This is a genomic window from Nonomuraea sp. NPDC049152 (genome assembly GCF_040648355.1).
In the GTDB taxonomy this organism is placed as follows: Bacteria; Actinomycetota; Actinomycetes; order Streptosporangiales; family Streptosporangiaceae; genus Nonomuraea.
The window spans coordinates 141,558-161,455 of sequence record NZ_JBEZDO010000014.1; the positions used below are offsets into that span (position 1 = coordinate 141,558).

At 69.5% G+C, this 19,898-nt stretch carries 20 protein-coding genes; 5 read left to right on the top strand and 15 right to left on the bottom strand.

Annotation, left to right across the window (positions count from 1 at the left end; all coding sequences use genetic code 11):
- Positions 1-14: 14 nt before the first annotated feature.
- Positions 15-410, top strand: a complete 396-nt coding sequence (locus tag AB0B45_RS25315) for a RidA family protein (RefSeq protein ID WP_358134846.1) — start codon at positions 15-17, stop codon at positions 408-410.
- A gap of 20 nt (positions 411-430) precedes the next feature.
- Here the strand turns inward: AB0B45_RS25315 and AB0B45_RS25320 are convergent, their stop codons facing one another.
- Genes AB0B45_RS25320 through AB0B45_RS25355 form a run of 8 tightly spaced genes read right to left on the bottom strand, consistent with a single transcriptional unit; the run spans position 431 to position 8,010 of the window.
- A complete protein-coding gene (locus AB0B45_RS25320) occupies positions 431-1,333 on the bottom strand; it encodes an aldo/keto reductase (RefSeq protein ID WP_358134849.1) in 903 nt (300 codons plus the stop codon).
- Positions 1,330-1,635, bottom strand: coding sequence for an L-rhamnose mutarotase (locus tag AB0B45_RS25325; protein WP_358134852.1), 306 nt, complete (start codon positions 1,633-1,635; stop codon positions 1,330-1,332). The genes AB0B45_RS25320 and AB0B45_RS25325 overlap by 4 nt, the downstream gene beginning before the upstream one ends.
- Positions 1,635-2,597, bottom strand: a complete 963-nt coding sequence (locus AB0B45_RS25330; RefSeq protein WP_358134854.1) for an ABC transporter permease — start codon at positions 2,595-2,597, stop codon at positions 1,635-1,637. The genes AB0B45_RS25325 and AB0B45_RS25330 overlap by 1 nt, the downstream gene beginning before the upstream one ends.
- Before the next feature lie 5 nt (positions 2,598-2,602).
- Positions 2,603-4,075 carry a sugar ABC transporter ATP-binding protein gene (locus AB0B45_RS25335; RefSeq protein WP_358134857.1) on the bottom strand — a complete coding sequence of 491 codons (1,473 nt, stop codon included), beginning with the start codon at positions 4,073-4,075 and terminating at the stop codon, positions 2,603-2,605.
- Positions 4,075-5,115 (bottom strand): sugar ABC transporter substrate-binding protein, encoded by a 1,041-nt coding sequence (locus AB0B45_RS25340; protein ID WP_358134859.1) that lies wholly within the window; start codon positions 5,113-5,115, stop codon positions 4,075-4,077. The genes AB0B45_RS25335 and AB0B45_RS25340 overlap by 1 nt, the downstream gene beginning before the upstream one ends.
- A gap of 29 nt (positions 5,116-5,144) precedes the next feature.
- Positions 5,145-5,882: an SDR family oxidoreductase gene (locus tag AB0B45_RS25345; protein WP_358134862.1), complete on the bottom strand. Its 738-nt coding sequence runs from the start codon at positions 5,880-5,882 to the stop codon at positions 5,145-5,147.
- Positions 5,879-7,168: an L-fuconate dehydratase gene (locus AB0B45_RS25350; protein ID WP_358134864.1), complete on the bottom strand. Its 1,290-nt coding sequence runs from the start codon at positions 7,166-7,168 to the stop codon at positions 5,879-5,881. The genes AB0B45_RS25345 and AB0B45_RS25350 overlap by 4 nt, the downstream gene beginning before the upstream one ends.
- On the bottom strand, positions 7,165-8,010 hold the full coding sequence (locus tag AB0B45_RS25355) for a fumarylacetoacetate hydrolase family protein (protein ID WP_358134866.1): 846 nt from the start codon (positions 8,008-8,010) through the stop codon (positions 7,165-7,167). The genes AB0B45_RS25350 and AB0B45_RS25355 overlap by 4 nt, the downstream gene beginning before the upstream one ends.
- A 197-nt stretch (positions 8,011-8,207) precedes the next feature.
- On the opposite strand from AB0B45_RS25355, the gene AB0B45_RS25360 reads away from it, so the two are divergent.
- Positions 8,208-11,528: a glycoside hydrolase N-terminal domain-containing protein gene (locus tag AB0B45_RS25360; protein WP_358134869.1), complete on the top strand. Its 3,321-nt coding sequence runs from the start codon at positions 8,208-8,210 to the stop codon at positions 11,526-11,528.
- A 129-nt stretch (positions 11,529-11,657) separates the two neighbouring features.
- On the opposite strand, the gene AB0B45_RS25365 is transcribed toward AB0B45_RS25360, so the two are convergent.
- The 3 genes from AB0B45_RS25365 to AB0B45_RS25375 are packed head-to-tail and all read right to left on the bottom strand — an operon-like array spanning position 11,658 to position 13,441.
- Positions 11,658-12,374, bottom strand: coding sequence for a hypothetical protein (locus tag AB0B45_RS25365; protein ID WP_358134872.1), 717 nt, complete (start codon positions 12,372-12,374; stop codon positions 11,658-11,660).
- Entirely contained in the window at positions 12,371-12,709 is a 339-nt protein-coding gene (locus AB0B45_RS25370) for a helix-turn-helix transcriptional regulator (protein ID WP_358134875.1), read from the bottom strand. The genes AB0B45_RS25365 and AB0B45_RS25370 overlap by 4 nt, the downstream gene beginning before the upstream one ends.
- Positions 12,710-12,739: 30 nt before the next feature.
- Complete coding sequence (locus AB0B45_RS25375; RefSeq protein ID WP_358134878.1) at positions 12,740-13,441, bottom strand: CPBP family intramembrane glutamic endopeptidase; 702 nt, start codon at positions 13,439-13,441, stop codon at positions 12,740-12,742.
- 166 nt (positions 13,442-13,607) lie between these two features.
- Here AB0B45_RS25375 and AB0B45_RS25380 point away from each other — a divergent pair, with 166 nt between their 5' ends.
- Positions 13,608-14,804 (top strand): cytochrome P450, encoded by a 1,197-nt coding sequence (locus AB0B45_RS25380; RefSeq protein ID WP_358134880.1) that lies wholly within the window; start codon positions 13,608-13,610, stop codon positions 14,802-14,804.
- Between the two features lie 115 nt (positions 14,805-14,919).
- The gene (locus AB0B45_RS25385) at positions 14,920-16,104 is read left to right on the top strand and encodes a cytochrome P450 (protein WP_358134883.1); all 1,185 of its coding nucleotides are present in this window, start codon (positions 14,920-14,922) and stop codon (positions 16,102-16,104) included.
- 316 nt (positions 16,105-16,420) lie between these two features.
- Here the strand turns inward: AB0B45_RS25385 and AB0B45_RS25390 are convergent, their stop codons facing one another.
- A complete protein-coding gene (locus AB0B45_RS25390; protein WP_358134886.1) occupies positions 16,421-17,257 on the bottom strand; it encodes an AraC family transcriptional regulator in 837 nt (278 codons plus the stop codon).
- A 169-nt stretch (positions 17,258-17,426) separates the two neighbouring features.
- On the opposite strand from AB0B45_RS25390, the gene AB0B45_RS25395 reads away from it, so the two are divergent.
- Positions 17,427-17,837, top strand: a complete 411-nt coding sequence (locus AB0B45_RS25395; RefSeq protein ID WP_358134889.1) for a DUF2000 domain-containing protein — start codon at positions 17,427-17,429, stop codon at positions 17,835-17,837.
- Here AB0B45_RS25395 and AB0B45_RS25400 read toward each other — a convergent pair whose 3' ends face one another.
- The 3 genes from AB0B45_RS25400 to AB0B45_RS25410 form a co-directional block, all read right to left on the bottom strand.
- The gene (locus tag AB0B45_RS25400) at positions 17,838-18,422 is read right to left on the bottom strand and encodes a hypothetical protein (protein ID WP_358134892.1); all 585 of its coding nucleotides are present in this window, start codon (positions 18,420-18,422) and stop codon (positions 17,838-17,840) included.
- Complete coding sequence (locus AB0B45_RS25405) at positions 18,419-18,625, bottom strand: hypothetical protein (protein WP_358134895.1); 207 nt, start codon at positions 18,623-18,625, stop codon at positions 18,419-18,421. The genes AB0B45_RS25400 and AB0B45_RS25405 overlap by 4 nt, the downstream gene beginning before the upstream one ends.
- A 93-nt stretch (positions 18,626-18,718) precedes the next feature.
- Positions 18,719-19,723 (bottom strand): GDP-mannose 4,6-dehydratase, encoded by a 1,005-nt coding sequence (locus AB0B45_RS25410; RefSeq protein ID WP_358134898.1) that lies wholly within the window; start codon positions 19,721-19,723, stop codon positions 18,719-18,721.
- Between the last annotated feature and the right edge of the window lie 175 nt (positions 19,724-19,898).

Genomic DNA, 19,898 nt, shown 5'->3' on the forward strand with positions numbered 1-19,898 from the left:
AAGGAACCACTGCGATGTCGCACTCCATCATCAATCCCGAGGGCCTGCACGACCCGATCGGCTTCGGCTACAGCCACGTCGCCCGCGCCAGCGGGGACCTGGTCTTCATCGCCGGCCAGTACGCCTCTGACGGCGACGGCCACGTCACCTCACCCGACTTCGCCGAACAGGTCGAGCGCTCGCTGGCCAACCTGCGTACGGCCCTGGCCGCCGCGGGCCTGGACTATCGGCACGTCGTCCAGCTCCGCACCCACATCGTCGACCATGACGCCGACAAGCTCGCGATCATCGCCAAGCTCATCGGCGAGATCTGGGGAGATCGACCCCCGACCCAGACGCTCACCGGCGTGGCCGCGCTCGCCCTCCCGGGCATGCTCTTCGAGATCGACGCCATCGCCGTCAGCCCGTGACGAAAGCCGCTTTGCAGACCCTAGCCGAGCTCCTCCCACAGCTCCTCGGGCACCGGCCGCCCGGCGATGGCGGCGTTCCTGCGCACCTCGTCGGCGTTCCTGGCGCCCAGGACGATCGAGGCCACCGCGGGATGCCGCAGCGGGAAGGCGATCGCCGCCTGCGGCAGCTTCACGCCGTGCCGTGCGCAGACCGCGGCGATCTTCGCCGCCCTGTCCACCAGCTCGGCGGGCGCGGCCGTGTAGTCGAACATGGCGCCCGGCTCGTCGGTGGCGAGCAGGCCGCTGTTGAACACGCCGGCGGCGATCACCTGGACTCCGCGCTCGGCGCACTCCTCCAGCAGCGGCAGGCCCGTCCGATCGAGGAGCGTGTAGCGGCCGGCCAGCATGACCACGTCGATGTCGGTCTCCTGGACGAAGCGCAGCGGCAGCTGCCACTGGTTCATCCCGAGGCCGATGGCCTTGACCAGGCCCTCGTCGCGCATGGCGGCCAGCGCGGGGTAGGCCTCGGTGAGCGCCTGCTCGGCGTGGTCGTCGGGGTCGTGGATGAGCGCGAGGTCGATGGAGGGCAGGCCGAGCCGCACCAGGGACTCCTCCAGCGACCTGCGGACGCCGGAGGCGGAGAAGTCCCACTGCCTGCGCAGGCCGGTGGTGACGGCGAAGCCGTCGGGGTCGGGCGCCGGCTCCGCGGGCACCAGCAGCCTGCCGACCTTGGTGGACAGGACGTAGCCCGAGCGCCCGGCCAGCGCCGCGCCGAGACGGCGTTCGGACAGGCCGAGGCCGTAATGGGGCGCGGTGTCGAACAGGCGCGTCCCTGTGTCCCATGCGGCGTCGACGGCGGCGCGCGCGTCCTCGTCGGTGACCTCGGCGTAGAGGTTGCCGATCGGCGCGCCGCCGAACCCGAGCCCGGACAGCGTGAGCGTCATCGCATCTCCCAGACCAGTTTGAGCCCGCAGGAGTCCTTGTCGAAGTCACCGTCGAGCAGACGGTTCATCTTGGCCTGCCACGCCTGGTCGGCGGCGTTGTCCTTCAACGCCTCCTGAAGCGCGGCGTAGTCCTCGACCTCGACGACGTGGAACAGGTCGAGGCCGTCGCGCCAGATCCGCCACGAGTGGACGCCGTGCTCGCGCATGGCCTCCTCGAGTTCGGCGGGGATGGCGGCGTGCTCGCTGTCGTAGAGCTCCTCGCACCCCGCCTTGAGCCGGGTCCTCAGCGCCAGTCGCTGCATCAGTCCTGTGCCTTTCCTCCGGCCACGCGGCTGATCATCAGAGCCACCAGGATGATCACTCCGTAGACGAGCTGCTTCCACTCACCCGGCACGCCCTTGAGCGTGAGGATGTTCTCCACCAGGCCGATCACGAGGACGCCGGTGAGGGCGCCGAAGATCGTGCCCTTGCCGCCGTCCATGCTGACGCCGCCGATGACCGCGGCGGCGAAGACCATGAAGATCCAGCCGACGCCCTGGTTGGCGCTGATGCCGCCGAGGCGGCCCGTCTCCAGGATTCCCGCCAGCGCGGCGAGCGCGCCGCCGATGATGAACACGCTCCACAGCACCCGCTCCACCCTGATGCCCGCGGCGCGGGCGGCGTCGGCGTTGCCGCCGATGGCGTAGAGGGAACGGCCGAGGCGGAAGTAGCCGAGCGCGACGATGCCGATCGCGAACAGCACGCCGGCGATCCAGATGGCCGCGGGCAGGCCGAGCCAGGTGGCGCTGCCCAGGTACAGCAGCGAGTCGGGCAGCTCGAACAGGCTCTTGCCGCCGGTCAGGCCCAGGTGCAGGCCGTGCACGACGATCAGCATGGCCAGCGTCACGACGAATGCCGACAGCTGGAACTTCAGGATCAGGAACCCGTTGAAGGCGCCGATCGCCGCGCCGATGAGCAGGCAGATCGGGATCGCCATCAGCCCCATGCCGCCGGAGGCCGCGGGGATCATCAGCACGGTGATCGCGGGCGCCATGCCGACCGTCGACTCCAGCGACAGGTCGAACTTGCCCGCGATCAGGATCAGCGCCTCGGCCAGCACCACCAGCGCGAGCGCCGACTGCTGCTGCAGGACGTTGATCAGGTTGCCGGGACTGAGGAACACCGGGTCCACGAACGCGCCCACGACCAGCAGGAGCACGATCACCGGCACCAGCGTCAGGTCGCGGAACCTCGCGATCTTGAGGCGCGGGGCGGGTGCGGTCATCGTCGTCACTGTTCGATACCTTCCATCACGGCCACGAGCTCGTGGTCACTCCAGCCACGCGGCACGTCCTTCACGACCCTGCCGTGGAACATCACCAGCACCCTGTCGCAGACGCGCAGGTCGTCGAGTTCGTCGGAGACCAGGACGGCGCCCGCCCCTCGCGCGACGGCGTCCTCGACCGCGCCGAGCAGCGACTGCTTGGCCTTGACGTCGACCCCAGCCGTCGGGTTGATCACCACGACCGCCCTGGGGTCGTCCGCCAGCGCCCTGGCGAGCACGACCTTCTGCGCGTTGCCGCCCGACAGGTCGCCGACCGGCTGGTCCGGCCCCTCGGTCTTGATGTCCAGTTCCTCGATCATCTGTACGCCACGCGCCCGCCGGGCCGCGGGCGACACGAAGCCGAACTTCCCGAGTTTGTGGGCGATGGGAATCGTGACGTTCTCCGCGATCGACAGCAAAGGGACGAAGCCCTCGTGGTGCCGGTCCTGGGGCACGAACCCGAGACCCGCCCTGAGCGCCGACGGCACGTCCCTGATCGGGGTGCCGTTGACGCTCACCACACCCGAGTCGGCCCTGTGCAGGCCCACGAGCGTCTCGGCGAGCCCGATCTTGCCGCTGCTGCCCGAGCCCGCCAGCCCGACGATCTCCCCCGAGCGCACCCGCAGGTCGACATCCTCGTACCGGCCCCTCAGCGTCAGGCCCTCAGCGGCGATCACCACGTCGTCGCCCGCCGTACGGGAGCGGTACTCGTAGGCGGCGCTCGCCTCGCCGGTCATGGCCGCGACCAGCTCGTCGTGCGGCAGGTCGGCGACCGGGCTGGTCATGATGTGCCTGGCGTCGCGGAAGACCGAGACGCTCTGGCAGATCTCGTACACCTCGTCGAGGTGATGGGAGATGAACATCATGGTGACGCCCTGCTCGCGCAGCGAGCGCATGCGCTCGAAGAGCCGCTCGATGGCGGGCCCGTCGAGCTGGGCGGTCGGCTCGTCGAGGATGATGAACGTCGCGCCGAACGACAGCGCGCGGGCGATCTCGACGAGCTGGCGCTGCTCGACGCCGAGGTCCCCTGCGAGCACGTCGGCGTCGATGTCGACGTGGTAGGTCGCCAGCACCTCGCGGGCGCGGGCGCGCAGCCCCTTCCACCTGATCATCCCGCGGTCAGTCTGCCTGTTGAGGAAGAGGTTCTCCGCGACCGACAGCTGCGGGATGATCGTCGACTTCTGGTAGACGCAGGCGACCCGCCGCCGCCACGCGTCCCTGTCGGCGAGGGCGGGCGCGGCCTGTCCGGAGAACAGCACCTCGCCCTCGTCTGGGCGCTGGAGCCCGGTCAGGATCGACACCAGGGTGGACTTCCCCGCGCCGTTCCTGCCGACCAGGGCGTGGGTCTCGCCCTCTTTGATGGTGATGCCGGCCCCGTTCAGCGCGACGGTCGGCCCGAAGCGCTTCACGATGTTCCGGGCTTCAACGTGATTGTTCATTACTTGACCTGGTTACCCCAGAGATTGGGGTCGTCGACGTTCTCCTTGGTCACGAGCGGGGCGGGGAGCTGGTCCTCGAGACCGTTCGGGAGCTCGATGATGGTCGAGTCGTGGTCGGTCGGCCCGGCCTTGAACGTCTTGCCCTCCGCCGCGGCCTTGGCGTAGAAGAGCGCGTACTTCGCGTACAGGTCGGCCGGCTGGGAGACGGTCGCGTCGATCTCACCCTTGCGGATCGCCTCGAACTCCTGCGGGATGCCGTCGTTCGACACCACGAACACGTGCTTGGGGTCCTCGGGGGCGACCAGCAGTCCCTTGGCCTTCAGCACCTGCAGCGTCGGGGCCAGGTGGACGCCGCCCGCGTGCATGTAGATGCCCTTGACGTCGGGGTTCTGCTCCAGGCGCGTCTGCAGCATCGAGGCCGCCTTGCCGCCGTCCCACTCGGTGGGCTCCTCGAAGACCGTGATCCCGGGGAACTTGCTCTTCATGCACTCGCGGAACGCCTCGGCGCGGTCGCGGCCGTTGACCGACGACAGCGCGCCCATCAGCTCGACGACCTTGCCCTTGCCGCCCAGCTTCTCGCCGAGGAACTCGCAGGCCTTGGTGCCGTAGGCGCGGTTGTCGGCGCGGACGACCATGAAGACCTTGCCCTTGTCGGGGCGGGTGTCCACGGTCACGACCGGGATCTTCTTGTTCTCCAGCTGCTGGAGCGTGGAGGCGATCGCGCCGGTGTCCTGCGGGGCCATGACCATGACCTTCGCGCCCTGGCTGACCAGCGCCTGCGTGTTGGCGACCAGCTTGGCCACGTCGTTCTGCGAGTTGGTCGGGTTCATCAGGTCGACCTTGAGCTCGGCCGCCATCTTCGGAACGTACTTGATGTAGGAGTTCCAGAAGTCGGAGTCGGCCCGCGGGTGGTCGATACCGATCTTTCCGCCCTCGCCGCCGCCCGCGGCGGCACTCGGGCTGGAGCCGCTCCCTGTGGAGCCGCATGCGGTGATGAGAGCCAATAGGGCCGCGCTCGCGACCACGGGGCCGAACTTCATGATTTCGCCTCTTCTTGGGGGGTGTGTTCTTAGTTGCTCGGGCGTAGGCGGAGGCCCTGCATGCCGCCGTCCACAGCGAGCGAGGTGCCGGTGGTCGCGCCCGCTTCGGGGCCGGCCAGGTAGGTGATGGCCGCGGCCACCTCCTCTGCGGAGACCAGGCGGCCCATCGGCTGGCGGGCGTTGAGCGCGGCCCGCTCGGCCTCCGGGTCGTCGGCGGCGTCCAGCAGCCTGCCGACCCACGGGGTGTCGGCGGTGCCGGGGTTGACGCAGTTGACCCTGATGCCCTCCCGCACGTGGTCGGCGGCCATCGCCAGCGTGAGCGACAGCACCGCGCCCTTGGTCGCGCTGTAGAGGGCCCTGTTGGGCAGTCCCGCCGTGGCCGCGATGGAGCAGGTGTTCACGATCGAGGCGTTGCCCGACTTCCTCAGGTACGGCAGCGCCGCCCGCGACACCCTCACCATGCCGAGGACGTTGACGTCGAACACCCGCTGCCACTCGGCGTCGGCGTTGGCCTCGATCGTGCCCTGCGCGCCGATGCCCGCGTTGTTCACCAGGACGTCGAGACCGCCCATGCGCTCGGCGGCCTCGGTGACGGCCGCACGGACCTGGGCGTCGTCGGTGACATCGGCCTTGACCGCGATGAACGGGTCGCCAGGGGGGTTGAGGTCCAGGCAGGCGACCTGCCAGCCGCGGGCGGCGAACGCCTCGGCGGTGGCGAGGCCGATGCCCGACCCACCACCGGTCACGAGAGCTCTGATGTCTGTCACTGGTTCCTCCATACCTCTCCGTCGGGGAAGGAATGGGCGGCGATGGACTCGCGGCGCATCTCGGAGCTGAAGCCGGGCCGCTTCGGCGCGGCGTAGCGGCCGCGCTCGATCACGACCGGATCCTCGAAGTGCTCGTGCAGGTGGTCGACGTACTCGATGACCCTTCCTTCCATGGTGCCCGTGACCGCGACGTAGTCGAACATCGACAGGTGCTGGACCAGCTCGCACAGCCCGACGCCGCCCGCGTGGGGGCAGACGGGCACGCCGAACCTGGCGGCCAGCAGCAGGATCGCGATGTTCTCGTTGACGCCGCCGACCCTGGCCGAGTCGAGCTGGAGGTAGGACAGCGAGCCCGCCTGGAGCATCTGCTTGAAGATCATGCGGTTCTGGACGTGCTCGCCGGTGGCGACCCTGATCGGGGCGATGGCCCTGGCGATCGTGGCGTGGCCGAGCACGTCGTCGGGGCTGGTGGGCTCCTCCACCCAGTGCGGGGCGAACTCGGCGAGCGCGTGGACCCAGCGAATGGCCGCGCCGACGTCCCACCGCTGGTTGGCGTCGATCGCGATCGGGAAGTCGGGTCCGCAGACCTCACGGGCGACCTTGAAACGGCGGATGTCGTCGTCGAGGTCGGCGCCGACCTTCAGCTTGATCTGCTGGAAGCCGTCGTCGAGCGCCTCCTTGCACAGGCGGCGCAGCTTTTCGTCGTCGTAGCCGAGCCAGCCTGGCGAGGTCGTGTAGGCGGGGTAGCCGTGCTCCTTCAGGTGCGCGATCCGCTCGGCCTTGCCGTCCGCACCCTTGCGCAGGATCCGCAGCGCCTCGTCGGGGGTCAGCGCGTCGCTCAGGTAGCGGAAGTCGACCAAATCCACGATCTGCTCGGGTGTCATCTCGCCCAGCAGCAGCCAGAGCGGCTTGCCCTCGCGCTTGGCCCTGAGGTCCCACAGGGCGTTGACCACGGCGGAGATCGCCATGTGCATGACGCCCTTCTCCGGGCCGAGCCAGCGCAGCTGGGAGTCCCAGACCATCGCCTTGTACAGGGAGCCGAGGTCCTCGACGTCACTGCCGATCACGTACGGCTCCAGCGCCTTGATCGCGGTGGTCTGCACGTCGTTGCCGCGCCCGATCGTGAACGCGAACCCGTGCCCTTCGAAGCCGTCGTCGGTCTTCAGCACGACGTAGGCGGCCGAGTAGTCGGGGTCGGGGTTCATCGCGTCGGAGCCGTCCAGCTCCAGCGAGGTGGGGAAGCGGATGTCGTGGGTCTCCATGCTCACGATGCGGTACGCGCTCATGCCTGGCCCACCGTCTGGCGCTGCCGTCCGAGCCCGTCGATCTCCAGCTCGACCACGTCGCCCTCCCTGAGGTACGGCTGGCCCGGCAGGCCGAGCGCGACCCCCGCGGGCGTCCCGGTGTTGATGACGTCGCCGGGCTCCAGCACCATGAACCCGCTGAGGTAGCGGACGACCTCGGCCACATCGAAGATCATGTTCTTGCTGTTGCCGTCCTGGCGCCGCTCGCCGTTGACCCACAGCCGCATGGCGAGGTCCTGCGGGTCGCCCACCTCGTCGGCGGTCACCAGCCACGGGCCTAGCGGGTTGAAGGTCTCGCACGACTTGCCCTTGTCCCACTGGCCGCCGCGCTCCAGCTGGAACTCGCGCTCGGAGACGTCGTTGGAGATCGCGTAACCGGCGATCTTCGTCAGCGCCTCCTCCCTGGACTCCAGGTAGCGGCAGGTCTCACCGATGACGACGGCGAGCTCGACCTCCCAGTCGGTCTTCACGCTGCCGCGCGGCACCAGGATCTCGTCGTCGGGGCCGACCACGGTGTTGGGCGCTTTCATGAACACGACGGGCTCGGTGGGCGGGGTTGCACCCGTCTCGGCCGCGTGGTCGCTGTAGTTGAGGCCGATGCACACGATCTTGCCCGGCCTGGCGATCGGCGGGCCGACACGTAGGCCCTCGGCGTCGATCACCGGCAGGTCGCCGCGCTCCAGCGCGGCCCGGACGCGCGCCACTCCCCCTGAAGCGAGGAAAGCCCCGTCGATCTCGGGCTCCCCGATGTCGTACAGGTTTCCCTCGGCGTCCAGCACCGCGGGCCTCTCCTGGCCGACCGGTCCAACTCGCAGCAGCTTCACACCGCATCCCTCAGCTATACATCGGATGTCTCGCTATCCGATGCTCGTGGGCGGCCGTAGCGCTGTCAAGCCCCCACCACAGATACATCCGATCCGTGACCTCGGTTGATGCCGCTAAATCTGCATATGTGAACGAAAAATCCAACTAAACATCGGAGCGAAGCTCTTGTTACACCGACGTTTCTGGTGCTAACAACATGGCGGACATCTACCAGTCACCGGAGGAATCCGTGGCCCCACGGCTCGCGTTAGTCCTGCTGTCCGCCCTCATGATCGGAGCGTCACCCGTGCACCCCCCGGCGGCGGCCGCCGCCCTCGACCCGCCCGACGACCTGACGCTCTGGTACGACAAGCCGGCCACGAACTGGGAGACGCAGTCGCTGCCCATCGGCAACGGCGCGCTCGGCGCGACCGTGTTCGGCGGGGTGGCCAGTGAGCAGCTCCAGTTCAACGAGAAGACGCTGTGGACCGGCGGGCCCGGATCCAGGAGCGGATACGACTTCGGCAACTGGAAGACCCCGAGACCCGGCGCGATCGCCGAGGTGCAGGCCCAGATCGACCGCGACGGCAAGATGTCGCCCGACGCGGTGGCCAGGAAACTCGGCCAGCCCAAGAGCGGCTTCGGCGCCTACCAGACCTTCGGCGACCTCTGGCTCGACACCGGGCACACGGCGGCCACCGGCTACCGCAGGGAGCTGAGCCTGCGCGAGGCCGTCGCCAGGGTCGGCTACACCTCAGGCGGGGTCACCTACACCCGCGAGTACTTCGCCAGCCATCCCGGCAACGTGATCGTCGGCAGGCTCAGCGCGTCGGAGGCAGGCAAGGTCTCCTTCACGCTGCGCACCTCCTCTCCTCGCAACGACAAGACCGTGAGCGTCAAGGACGGCCGCCTCACCGTCCGCGGCGCGCTGGCCGACAACGGCATGGCGTTCGAGTCGCAGGTCCAGGTCATCACCAGCGGCGGCAGCCGTAGCGACGGGAGCGATCGGATCACCGTGACGGGGGCAGACAGCGCGGTGTTCGTGCTGTCGGCGGGCACCGACTACGCCGGCGCCTATCCCGCCTACCGGGGCGCCGACCCGCACGCCAAGGTCACCACGGCCGTCGACCAGGCCGTGGCGCGCGGCTACGACGCGCTCAAGACCACGCACCTGGCCGACTACCGGAACCTGTTCGACAGGGTGAAACTCGACCTCGGGCAGCAGGCCCCGCGCATCCCCACCGACCAGCTGCTCAGGGCCTACACCGGCGGCAGGTCCACCGATGACAGGGCGCTGGAGGCGATGTTCTTCGCCTACGGCCGCTATCTGCTCATCGCCTCCTCGCGGGAGGGCTCGCTGCCGGCGAACCTGCAGGGCGTGTGGAACAACTCCACCAATCCGCCGTGGTCGGCCGACTACCACGTCAACATCAACCTGCAGATGAACTACTGGCTGGCCGAGCAGACCAACCTCGCCGAGACCACCAGGCCCTACGACGACTACATCAAGGCGATGGTCGCCCCTGGCCGGCGGACCGCCAAGGAGATGTTCGGCTCGCGCGGCTGGGTGGTCCACAACGAGACCAACCCGTTCGGCTTCACCGGCGTGCACGACTGGGCGACCGCCTTCTGGTTCCCCGAGGCCGCCGCGTGGACCACGCAGCAGCTGTTCGACCACTACCGCTTCGGCGGCGACGTGCCGTACCTGCGCTCGGTCTACCCGGTGATGCGCGAGGCCGCGCTGTTCTGGGTGGACAACCTGCACATCGACCCGCGCGACGGCAAGCTCGTCGTCTCCCCCAGCTACTCCCCCGAGCAGGGTGACTTCTCCGCGGGCGCGTCCATGTCCCAGCAGATCGTCCACGACCTGTTCACCAACGTGCTGGAGGCCGCCGCCGTCCTCGGCGAGGACGAGCCCGAGGTACGGCAGGCGCTGTCCAAGCTCGACCCCGGCCTGCGCGTCGGCGGCTGGGGCCAGCTCCAGGAGTGGAAGACCGACTGGGACGACCCGAACAACACCCACCGGCACGTCTCCCACCTGTTCGCCCTGCACCCCGGCCACCAGGTCGTCGCCGGCACCCCGATGGCCGAGGCGGCCAAGGTCTCGCTGACCGCGCGCGGCGACGGCGGCACCGGCTGGTCGAAGGCCTGGAAGGTCAACTTCTGGGCGCGGCTGCTGGACGGCGACCACGCCTTCAAGATGCTCGGCGAGCAGCTACGCGGCAGCACCCTGGACAACCTGTGGGACACCCACCCGCCGTTCCAGATCGACGGCAACTTCGGCGCCACCTCGGGCATGGCGGAGATGCTGCTCCAGTCGCAGTCGGGCGTGGTCGACGTGCTGCCCGCGCTGCCCTCGGCGTGGGCCACCGGGTCGGTCAAGGGGCTGCGCGCCCGCGGCGGCGTGACCGTCGACGCCACGTGGAAGGACGGCGCCGCCACCAGGATCGACCTGCGGGCAGGGGCCTCGGGGCCGCTGAAGGTGCGCAACAAGGTGATCGCGGGCAGGTATCGCCTGGTCGACTCCGCGGGAAGGAACGTCAGGCACACCCGCGAAGGCGACACGATCACCTTCACCGCCACGGCGGGACGGACCTACACGCTCGCCGGACAGGTCGCCGTCGCGGTGAAGGCGCCGGCAGAGACGGGGCCCGGAGCGAGCTTCCCCGTCGAGGTCACGGTGTCGGCCACCGGCGGGCGTGCCATACCGGCGGGTGATGTCACGCTGGCACTGCCGAACGGGTGGACCGCCACGCCGTCGGCCGTCCACCTGCCGGGCGTGCCGGGAGGCGACACCAGGACCGCGACCTTCACCGTCACCTCAGGGCCTGCCGACGGCTCGCGTACGGCACGCGTCGTCGCGACCGCCAAGGGCGAGGAGTGGTCGGGGACCGGCGCCGCCGTGCTCGCCGTCGCCCCGTGCGCCGTCCCCTCACCCGACAAACCCCTGGTGGCATGGGATCCCGCCTCGGGCTCGACGGTCACCGACACCTCGGGCAACGGCAGGAACGCCACCGTGACAGGCAACGCGGCCTACGACGGCGACGGAGGGCTGGCGCTCGACGGATCCACCTACCTGACGACCGCGCCGACGACGCTGGGCTTCCTGCCCGAGGCGTCGTTCGCGGCCAGGGTCAAGGTGGCGGGGTCGGGGTATCGCCGCCTGTTCGACTTCCAGCCCTCGGGCGACCCCGGCACCGACGGCGTGCTGATGGACCTGACGCCTGCCGACAGGGTGCGTTTCATCGGGGCGGGGCTGAACGTGACCACCGACGCGACGGTGCCCACCGGCAGGTACGTCGACCTGGTCATCACGATGGGGCGTGACGGGACGGTCAACGTCTACGTGGACGGCGTGCGCGCGGGCGGGGCCAAGGTTCCCGGCGACGGGATCACCGGATGCGCCACCAGGCCGCTGCGCTTCGCCGCCGACCAGGGCGGCGGGCAGCGGCTCAGCGGGGCCGTCGACCGGATGGCTGTCTTCGCGCGGGCGCTGACCGCGGCCGAGGCGCCGGAGTGGCAGCGACTCGCGTTCTGACGCCTGGACGTGTGAGACCCACGGCCCCTTCACGGGGCCGCGGGTCTCGCCTTACGCAACGCCCACGGACGGCGGGCCTTGGGTGACGCCCAGGCTCCGGCTGCCCGCGTGGGTCCTCAGGCGGCGGGGTCAGCGGGATCTGTCGTGGCGGCGGGCCGCGAACCACAGGGCGCCCAGGCCGGCCAGCGCGCCGCCCGCCGCGCCGATGAGCAGGCCGACCACGAAGCCCTCTCCCGCGCCCGACGCCGACGGCAGCAGCGTCAGCGCGAAGACCAGCCCCACCAGCAGGACCACCATCAGCAGGTAGAACCGCTTGCTGAAGAAGACGCCCTTCGCCGGAGCGCTCGGCGGGGAGTCGATCTCAGCCCCTGGGCCCAGGCTCGCGGCCTTCGGGCGCTTGAAGTACTCGTAGAACACCCACGTGCCGCACGGCTCCCAGCCGTCCGGGGCCAGCCGCTCGACGAGCGCCTGCCTGCCCTTGCGGGTGACGACCTCCCTGCGGTACTCCCACCGCTGCGGCTCACGCTGGTCGCGGTGGCTGATGAACCAGCCGACCGCGTCGACCCTGTCGACCTCCCAGCCCTGGTCGCCGAACTCGTTCAGCCGCCGCTCGTCGACGAAGATGTCGGCCGTCCAGCGCCAGGTGTCCTCCTCGGCCGCGGGCTCCGTCACGGGCGCCACCCCCAGCTGCTCGGCGAACTCCGCAGCGGGCCCGAACTCCTCCTCGGGGTCGGCGTCGGTCTCGGCCAGGTAGGCGGTCAGGTCGGCGACCGTGGCCCGAACCGTCTCCTCGGGGACCCCGCGCTCGCGCAGCCGTACGGCGAGCTCGTCGAAGTAGCCGGTCACTTGACGCCTCCCTGCTCCAGCACCGACCGTACGGACTGGTCGAACGCGAGCCACAGGCTTCCCTGCTCGGCGAGCGTCCGCCTGCCCTGTTCGGTGAGCCGGTAGTAGCGGCGGCCGGGTCCTCGCTCGGTCACCCTGAACTCGGCGGCGACCAGGCCCGCCTCTTCCAGCCGGTTGAGCACGGGGTAGAGGGTGCCGCCCTTGATCTGCCCCAGGCCCGAATCGGCGAGGCTCTTGGCGATCTCGTAGCCGTAGTTCTCGCCTCCGGTGAGGCTGGCGAGGACCAGGAGGTCGAGCACGCCCTTGAGCCAGCTCGCACGACGGTCAGCGGTCATTCGGCCATCTTTCCACGGTAGCGATGCTACCTACACCGCTCCACGACCTACCGGCGTCGCGGCCGGGCGACCGGGATGCCGGGACGTGATGAGGAGGGAGCGGACGTCGACCAGGATGTGCAGGACGATCGGCAGGAGCAGCGACCCGGTCGAGAAGTAGAGCGCCGTCAGCGAGAACCCGGCGAGCGTCACCATCACCATGCCCCTCCACCCCTGGTAGAGGTGTCCCACGACGAACAGCGCCAACGCGAGCCCCGCCGCGACCGGCCGCGAGACGTCGAGGATCGACATGAAGCCCGAGATCAGCAGCCCGCGGAAGACGATCTCCTCGCAGACGCCTGCGCTGATGGCCAGAGCGAGCGCGAGCCAGCGCTCCGCCGCCGTCGAGGGAATGAGCTCCTTGAACGCGGCCTGCCCAGGCACGGTGATCTTCTTGAGCCGCATCACCAGTGCCAGGGCCAGGGACACGACCGCCGCGCCGACGATCATCCCCAGCATGGTCGACAGGTCCTCGGTGGGGACCAGTCCCAGGTCGGCCAGGTCCAGGTCGGGCGAGAGGCCGACGATCGCCAGGGCCACGAACGCCAGCGCCCACAGCTCGCCGATCCAGGCGAGGAACGTTCGCGTGTACATGCTGCGGTTCTCGCGCAGGGCCGCGTAGGTGCGGCGGCCCATCAGCGGGCTCACGACGGCCAGGTGAATCACCAGGAGAGCGAACAGGACGAGAGACATGGGGAGCGGCCTCCGACGGTGAAGGGTTTCCGTTACGACCTAGACGGTAGAACAAGCTAGTTAGGAATGCAACCTAGCTAGACACGCATCACTCCTTGACGGGCGTACAGGACCGTTATACAAACATTTATGCGACCAAGCGCTTGATCAAGTCAGGAGCCTCCGCATGATCGAGCTCTACGACCCGTCCGTCTACGAGCGCGGCGTGCCGTATCAGGACCTGGCATGGCTGCGCGAGCACTCCCCCGTGCACTGGCACCAGGACCCGCAGACACCGGGGTTCTGGGCCGTGACCAGGCACGCCGACGTGATGCACGTCTCCAGGCACCCGGAGCTGTTCTCCTCCCACGAGGGACTGGCGATGATCGGCGAGTACCCGGAGCCCGACAAGGAGCTGCAGCGGCTGCTGATGCTCAACCAGGACCCGCCGGAGCACTCCAGGCGACGCTCGCTGGTCAACAAGGGGTTCACCCCTCGCATGATCGGGAAGCTCGAACAGCACATCAGGGAGGTCTGCGACGACCTGATCGACCGGTGCTCGGGCGAGGGCGACTTCGTGACCCAAGTGGCCGCGCCGCTGCCGCTGCAGGTGATCTGCGAGCTGCTCGGCGCGCCCGTCGAGGACAGGGACCTGCTGTTCGACCTGTCGAACCGGCTCATCGGGTGGGACGACCCCGAGTTCCAGACCACCTACGAAGACGGGCAGGACGCGGCGGCCGAGCTGATGGCGTACGGCAACGCGCTGGCGGACGAGCGCGTCGAGACCCCACGGGACGACCTGATCACCAAAATGATCACGCCGGATGCCGACGGGGCGGTGCTGTCGCCCGACGACGTGGGCATGTTCACGATCCTGCTGGCCGTGGCGGGCAACGAGACGACACGGAACGCGACCTCGCTCGGGATGAAGGCCTTCTTCGACCACCCCGAGCAGTGGCGGCGGCTGGTGGCGGCCCCCGAGCTGCTCGGCAGCGCGGTCGAGGAGATCGTCAGGTGGGCCACGCCCGTCATGCAGTTCCGCAGGACGGCGCTGGCCCACACGACCGTCGGCGGGCAGCCGGTCCGCAGGGGCGACAAGATCGTGGTCTACTACAGCGCCGCCAACCGCGATCCCGCCGTCTTCACGCGTCCTGACGTGTTCGACATCGACCGGGACCCCAACCCGCACCTCGGTTTCGGCGGTGGCGGACCGCACTTCTGCCTGGGCGCCCACCTGGCCAGGATGGAGCTGCGGATCCTGTTCGGGACCATCGCCCGCCGCCTGCCCGACATCGCCCCGGCGGGAGAGGTCCGCAGGCTCCGCTCGAACTTCATCAACGGCATCAAGGAGATGCCGGTGACCTTCGGAACCCCTAGGTCGTGAGGCCGGGCCGAGCCCGCTGGAGCCTCCCGCGCCTTGACCGGCGAGCGGGCCTGTAATAGAACACGTTTCAATACCTTGTCCTACCAAGCGCTTGATCAAGTCGAGGTGACGGCTCGTGCACATCGATCTCGTCGATCAGGACCACTACGCGACCTCCGGCCCCCCACACGAGCAACTGCGCTGGCTGCGGGAGAACGCGCCCGTCTACTGGCACCCCGGTGAGCCCGGCTTCTGGGCCGTCACCCGGCACGAGGACGTCACCCACGTCTCCCGCCACTCGGACCTGTTCTCGTCGGCGCGCAAACTCGCCCTGTTCAACGAGATGCCGGAGGAGCAGCGCGAACTCCAGCGGATGATGATGCTGAACCAGGACCCGCCCGAGCACACCCGGCGGCGTTCCCTGGTCAACCGCGGCTTCACCCCTCGCACGATCAGCGCGCTCGAACAGCACATCCGCGACATCTGCGACGATCTCCTCGACAAATGCTCGGGCGAGACCGACTTCGTCACCGAGATCGCCGCCCCGTTGCCGCTCTACGTGATCTGCGAACTCCTCGGCGCCCCCGTCTCCGACCGCGACAAGATCTTCACCTGGTCGAACCGCATGATCGGCGCCCAGGACCCCGACTACGCCGCCTCCCCGGACGAGGGCGGCGCCGCCGCCGCGGAGGTCTACTCCTACGCCTCCGTGCTGGCCGCCCAGCGCCGCACCGAGCCTCGCGACGACATCGTCACCAAGCTTCTCCAATCCGACGAGAACGGCGAAAGCCTCACCGAGAACGAGTTCGAGCTGTTCGTCCTGCTCCTCGTCGTCGCGGGCAACGAGACCACCCGCAACGCCGCGTCCGGCGGAATGCTCGCCCTCTTCGAGCACCCCTCCCAGTGGGAACGGCTGGCCGCCGACCCCACGCTCGCCCGCACGGCCGCCGACGAGATCGTCCGGTGGGTCTCCCCCGTGAACCTCTTCCGCCGGACGGCCACCGCCGACCTCACGCTCGGCGGCCGGCAGGTCAAGGCCGACGACAAGGTGGTCGTGTTCTACTCCTCGGCGAACAGGGACGCCTCCGTCTTCACCGACCCGGAGACCTTCGACATCGGCCGCAACCCGAACCCACACATCGGCTTCGGGGGCGGAGGAGCGCACTTCTGCCTCGGGAACCATCTGGCCAAGCTGGAGCTGCGGGTACTGTTCGAACAACTGGCCCGCCGGTTCCCCCACATGCGCCAGACGGGGGAGGCACGGCGCTTGCGCTCGAACTTCATCAACGGCATCAAGGACCTCCCCGTCACCCTTTCCTGACCGCTCCCCTCCCACGAACGACCACACGACAACCTCACCAGACGACAGCGAGAGCGTCTCGCGGCAGAACCCGACCGGAAGCAGCACGCGAACGACCACGCCAGAACCTCACGAGACGACCGCGTCTCGTGGCAGGACCGGGCGGGAGCGTGTCCTGCACGACCGGGTGGGGAGCGTCTCGTGGCGGGGCTCAGGCTGGGAGCGACTTGGCGGGGTGTGGAGCCTGGTGCGCGGGAGGTGCGGGCCAGGTATGTCCTTCTCGGTCGTCCGGTGAGAAGGCCGCGCCGGGTGCCCGGTGAGAAGCCAAGCCGCGTGGTCAGCCCGTGGGGAGGAGACCTGCCTTGCGGTACGTGCCGGGTGTTACGCCGTAGGCGCGGGTGAACCAGCGGGTCAGGTGGCTCTGGTCGGCGAACCCCGACCGGGCGGCCACCTGGCCCAGGGAAAGACCGCGGGCGATGAGGCGGCGGGCGGTTCTGAGCCTGAGCTGGCGTTGGTAGTCGCTCGGGGCGAGGCCGTACGCGGCCTGGAACGCCCTGTAGACCATGAAGCGGCTGCATCCGGCGGCCGTGGCGAGGTCGGTGGCGGTGAGGTCGTCGAGGGGAGAGTCGTCGAGACGGCGGCGGACGCGTTCGGCGATGAGCAGGGCGCCGGTCCTGGGTGTTCTGTCGGACGCGCCGGCGGTGGTGCTGCCGCGCCGGACCATCGCGGCGACAGTGGCCCTGAGCAGTTCGTCGCGGCGCAGGGCTGAGGCGCCGCCGAGGAGGGCGAGGTGGAGGGCGTGCAGCGAATGGGCGAGGACGGGGTCGTCGAGGACGGGGTCGGTGAACAGGGGCAGGCCCGTGCGGCGGCCTGTGGTGTCCTCGAGTGCGTCGGCGACCACCTCGGGGCCGATGTGGACGATCCGGTAGGTGAACCCGAACCGGTCCGCGGCGTGGCCATCGTGGGGATCGTCGGGGTTGAACGCCATGACCATGCCGGTGGCGCTGGTGTGGGCCGAGCCTCTGCACGTGAAGGCCTGGGCGCCGATCTCGGTGACGCCGAAGGAGTAGGTGTCGTGGCTGTGGCGGTGGTAGACGTGCTGCTCGAAGTGGGCGTGCATCGCTTCCAGCGGCCTGTCAGGAGAGCGCCAGTAGCGAGACCAGTCACGCGTCACCTCTCCATTGTGGCCGTTGGGCGCGAGTGGGCAGCACCGGCTTCCGTGGGCCGACGGCACACGGGCCCACAGGTAGGGCGGTGGGCTTGGGGCTTGGCGTACCGGATGGGCGTTGGCGCGCGCACGAGCGTTCAAGACCGGGTGGGGCGGGGCGGGGCAGGCTGGGCGCATGCGGTTCGATACGAAGATCGGCATCGTGGTCCGGGAGGATCTCGCTGTCTGGCAGAAGCTGAACGTCACCGCCTTCCTCTCGAGCGCCGTGGCGGGTGGGGAGCCCGAGACGGTCGGGCAGCCGTACGAGGACGGGTCGGACAACGTCTACCTCCCGATGTTCAGGCAGCCGGTGCTCGTCTACGCGAGTGACGAGGAGGGGCTCGCCCGGGTTCGGGAGCGCGCCATGGCCAGGGGGCTGCGGGTGGCGGTCTATACCGAGGAGTTGTTCAAGACGGGCAACGACGACGACAACAGGGCCGCGGTGCGGGCGGTGGAGGCCGAGGACCTGCGGCTGGTCGGGTTGGCGATCTACGGGCCGAAGAACGCGGTGGACAAGGTGACGAAAGGGCTGTCGCTGCATCCGTGATCACCAACGTCGGCGGCGGGCGGCGCGCAGGCGGGCGAGGATGCGGGTGACCTGGGCGGGCGCCGGTTTCCATCCGCATTCGATGAGGGCATTGGCGACCTGTTCGACGAGGTCGGCGGAGCGGGCGGGGATGACGTCGCGCCTGACGGGGATGACGCGCCACCCTGCGGCGCGCAGGGCGGCGCGGCGGGTGACGTCGCGGTGGCGGTCGGCGGGCGAGGTGTGGTGTCCCTGGCCGTCGTACTCGACGCCCAGGGAGAACGCGGGCCAGCCGAGGTCGAGGTAGGCGAGCCTGTCGCCGGGAAGGTCGACGCGGATCTGGGTGGCGGGCCTGGGCAGGCCGCCTTCGACGAGGATGACGCGCAGCCAGGTCTCTCGCGGGGAGGCGGCGCCCTTGTCGGCCATGGCGAGGGTCTCCCACACCTGCCGGAAGCCGGTGGCGCGGCGCATCAGCGCGTCGTGGTCGACGCCGCGGCGCAGGAACTGGTCGACGATGGCGACGCCGTCGCGTCTCGCGAGGTGCTGGGCGCAGTCGAAGGCGGTGCGCTCGGGGGTGGTCACGCGGACCGACCTGTGCTCGGTCACGTCGGCGGGCGGAAGCGTGGCCCGGTGGACGGTGCAGCCTGGACATGGGCAGGGCGCGGTACGGCCAGCTCGACCGGCCACTCGTCCTCGCTCTCGCTGAGGGCGTTGAGGCCCCAGATGTGGGCGGCGGTGCGGCGGCACGCGGTGGAGCCGGGGACGAGGCCGGTGAACAGGCGGACTCGGTCGAGGAGGGAGGCTTGCACGGGGACAGCTTGGCGAGGAGGGGGCCGAGGGTGGGCGGCCGAACGGGCTTCTGTGGATGGGGGGCCGTTGTCCACAGGACCGACCCCCTCACATCAGGGCCAGGAGCTGTCCTGGTCGGGGTCGCCGCCGTTGGAGAGCAGGCGGATGTCCGATTCGACCATCATCGCCACGAGCTCCTCGAACGACACCGTGGGCTCCCATCCCAGCTGCACCCGGGCCTTCTTCGGGTCCGCGCACAGCAGGTCCACCTCAGCGGGCCGGTGCAGCGCCTGGTCGCACACCACGTACTGCTCCCAGTCCAGGTCCGCCGCCTTGAACGCCGCCTCGACCAGTTCCCGTACCGACTGCGTGCGCCCCGTCCCGATCACGTAGTCCTCGGGCGAGTCGGCCTGCAGCATGAGGTGCATCGCCTTGACGTAGTCGCCGGCGAACCCCCAGTCGCGTCGCGCCTCCAGGTTGCCCAGCCGCAGCTCGGAGGCCAGCCCCAGCTTGATCCGCGCCACTCCCAGCGTCACCTTGCGCGTCACGAACTCGGCGCCGCGCCGCGGCGACTCGTGGTTGAACAGGATCCCCGACACCGCGAACATCCCGTACGACTCTCGGTAGTTCTGGGTGAGGAAGTGCCCGTACGCCTTGGCCACGCCGTACGGCGAGCGCGGGTGGAAGGACGTGCGCTCGTTCTGCGGCGTCTCGCTGACCTGGCCGAACATCTCCGACGAGGACGCCTGGTAGAACCGGATGGAGGCGCCGCGCGACGAGCACACCCTGATCGCCTCGAGCATGCGCAACACGCCCATGCCCGTGACCTCGGCCGTCAGCTCGGCCTGCTCCCACGACATCGGCACGAACGAGATCGCGCCGAGGTTGTAGACCTCGTCGGGCCGCACCTTCTCTACCGCGGAGATCAACGACCCCTGGTCCAGCAGGTCACCTCTGACGACCTGGACGTCGGCCAGCAGCTTGCGCATCCGCGACACCCGGGGGTTGGCCTGTCCTCGGGCGAGCCCCCACACCTCGTAGCCCAGGGAGAGCAGATGCTCGGCCAGGTAGGAACCGTCCTGCCCGGTGATGCCGGTGATCAGCGCGCGCCTGGCCAACGGGGTCCTCCATCGTTAGTCGTTGGGACGGAATGTACTGCGATGTCCCGCGGGAAGCAGCAAGCCCCCGTAGAACGCGTTCCACCGAACGCCGTTCGGTCAGGCTAACTTCCCAGTTCGCGCCCCGTGAAAGCCATACGAGGAACAATTCCACAAGAGACCCCAGATACCTACC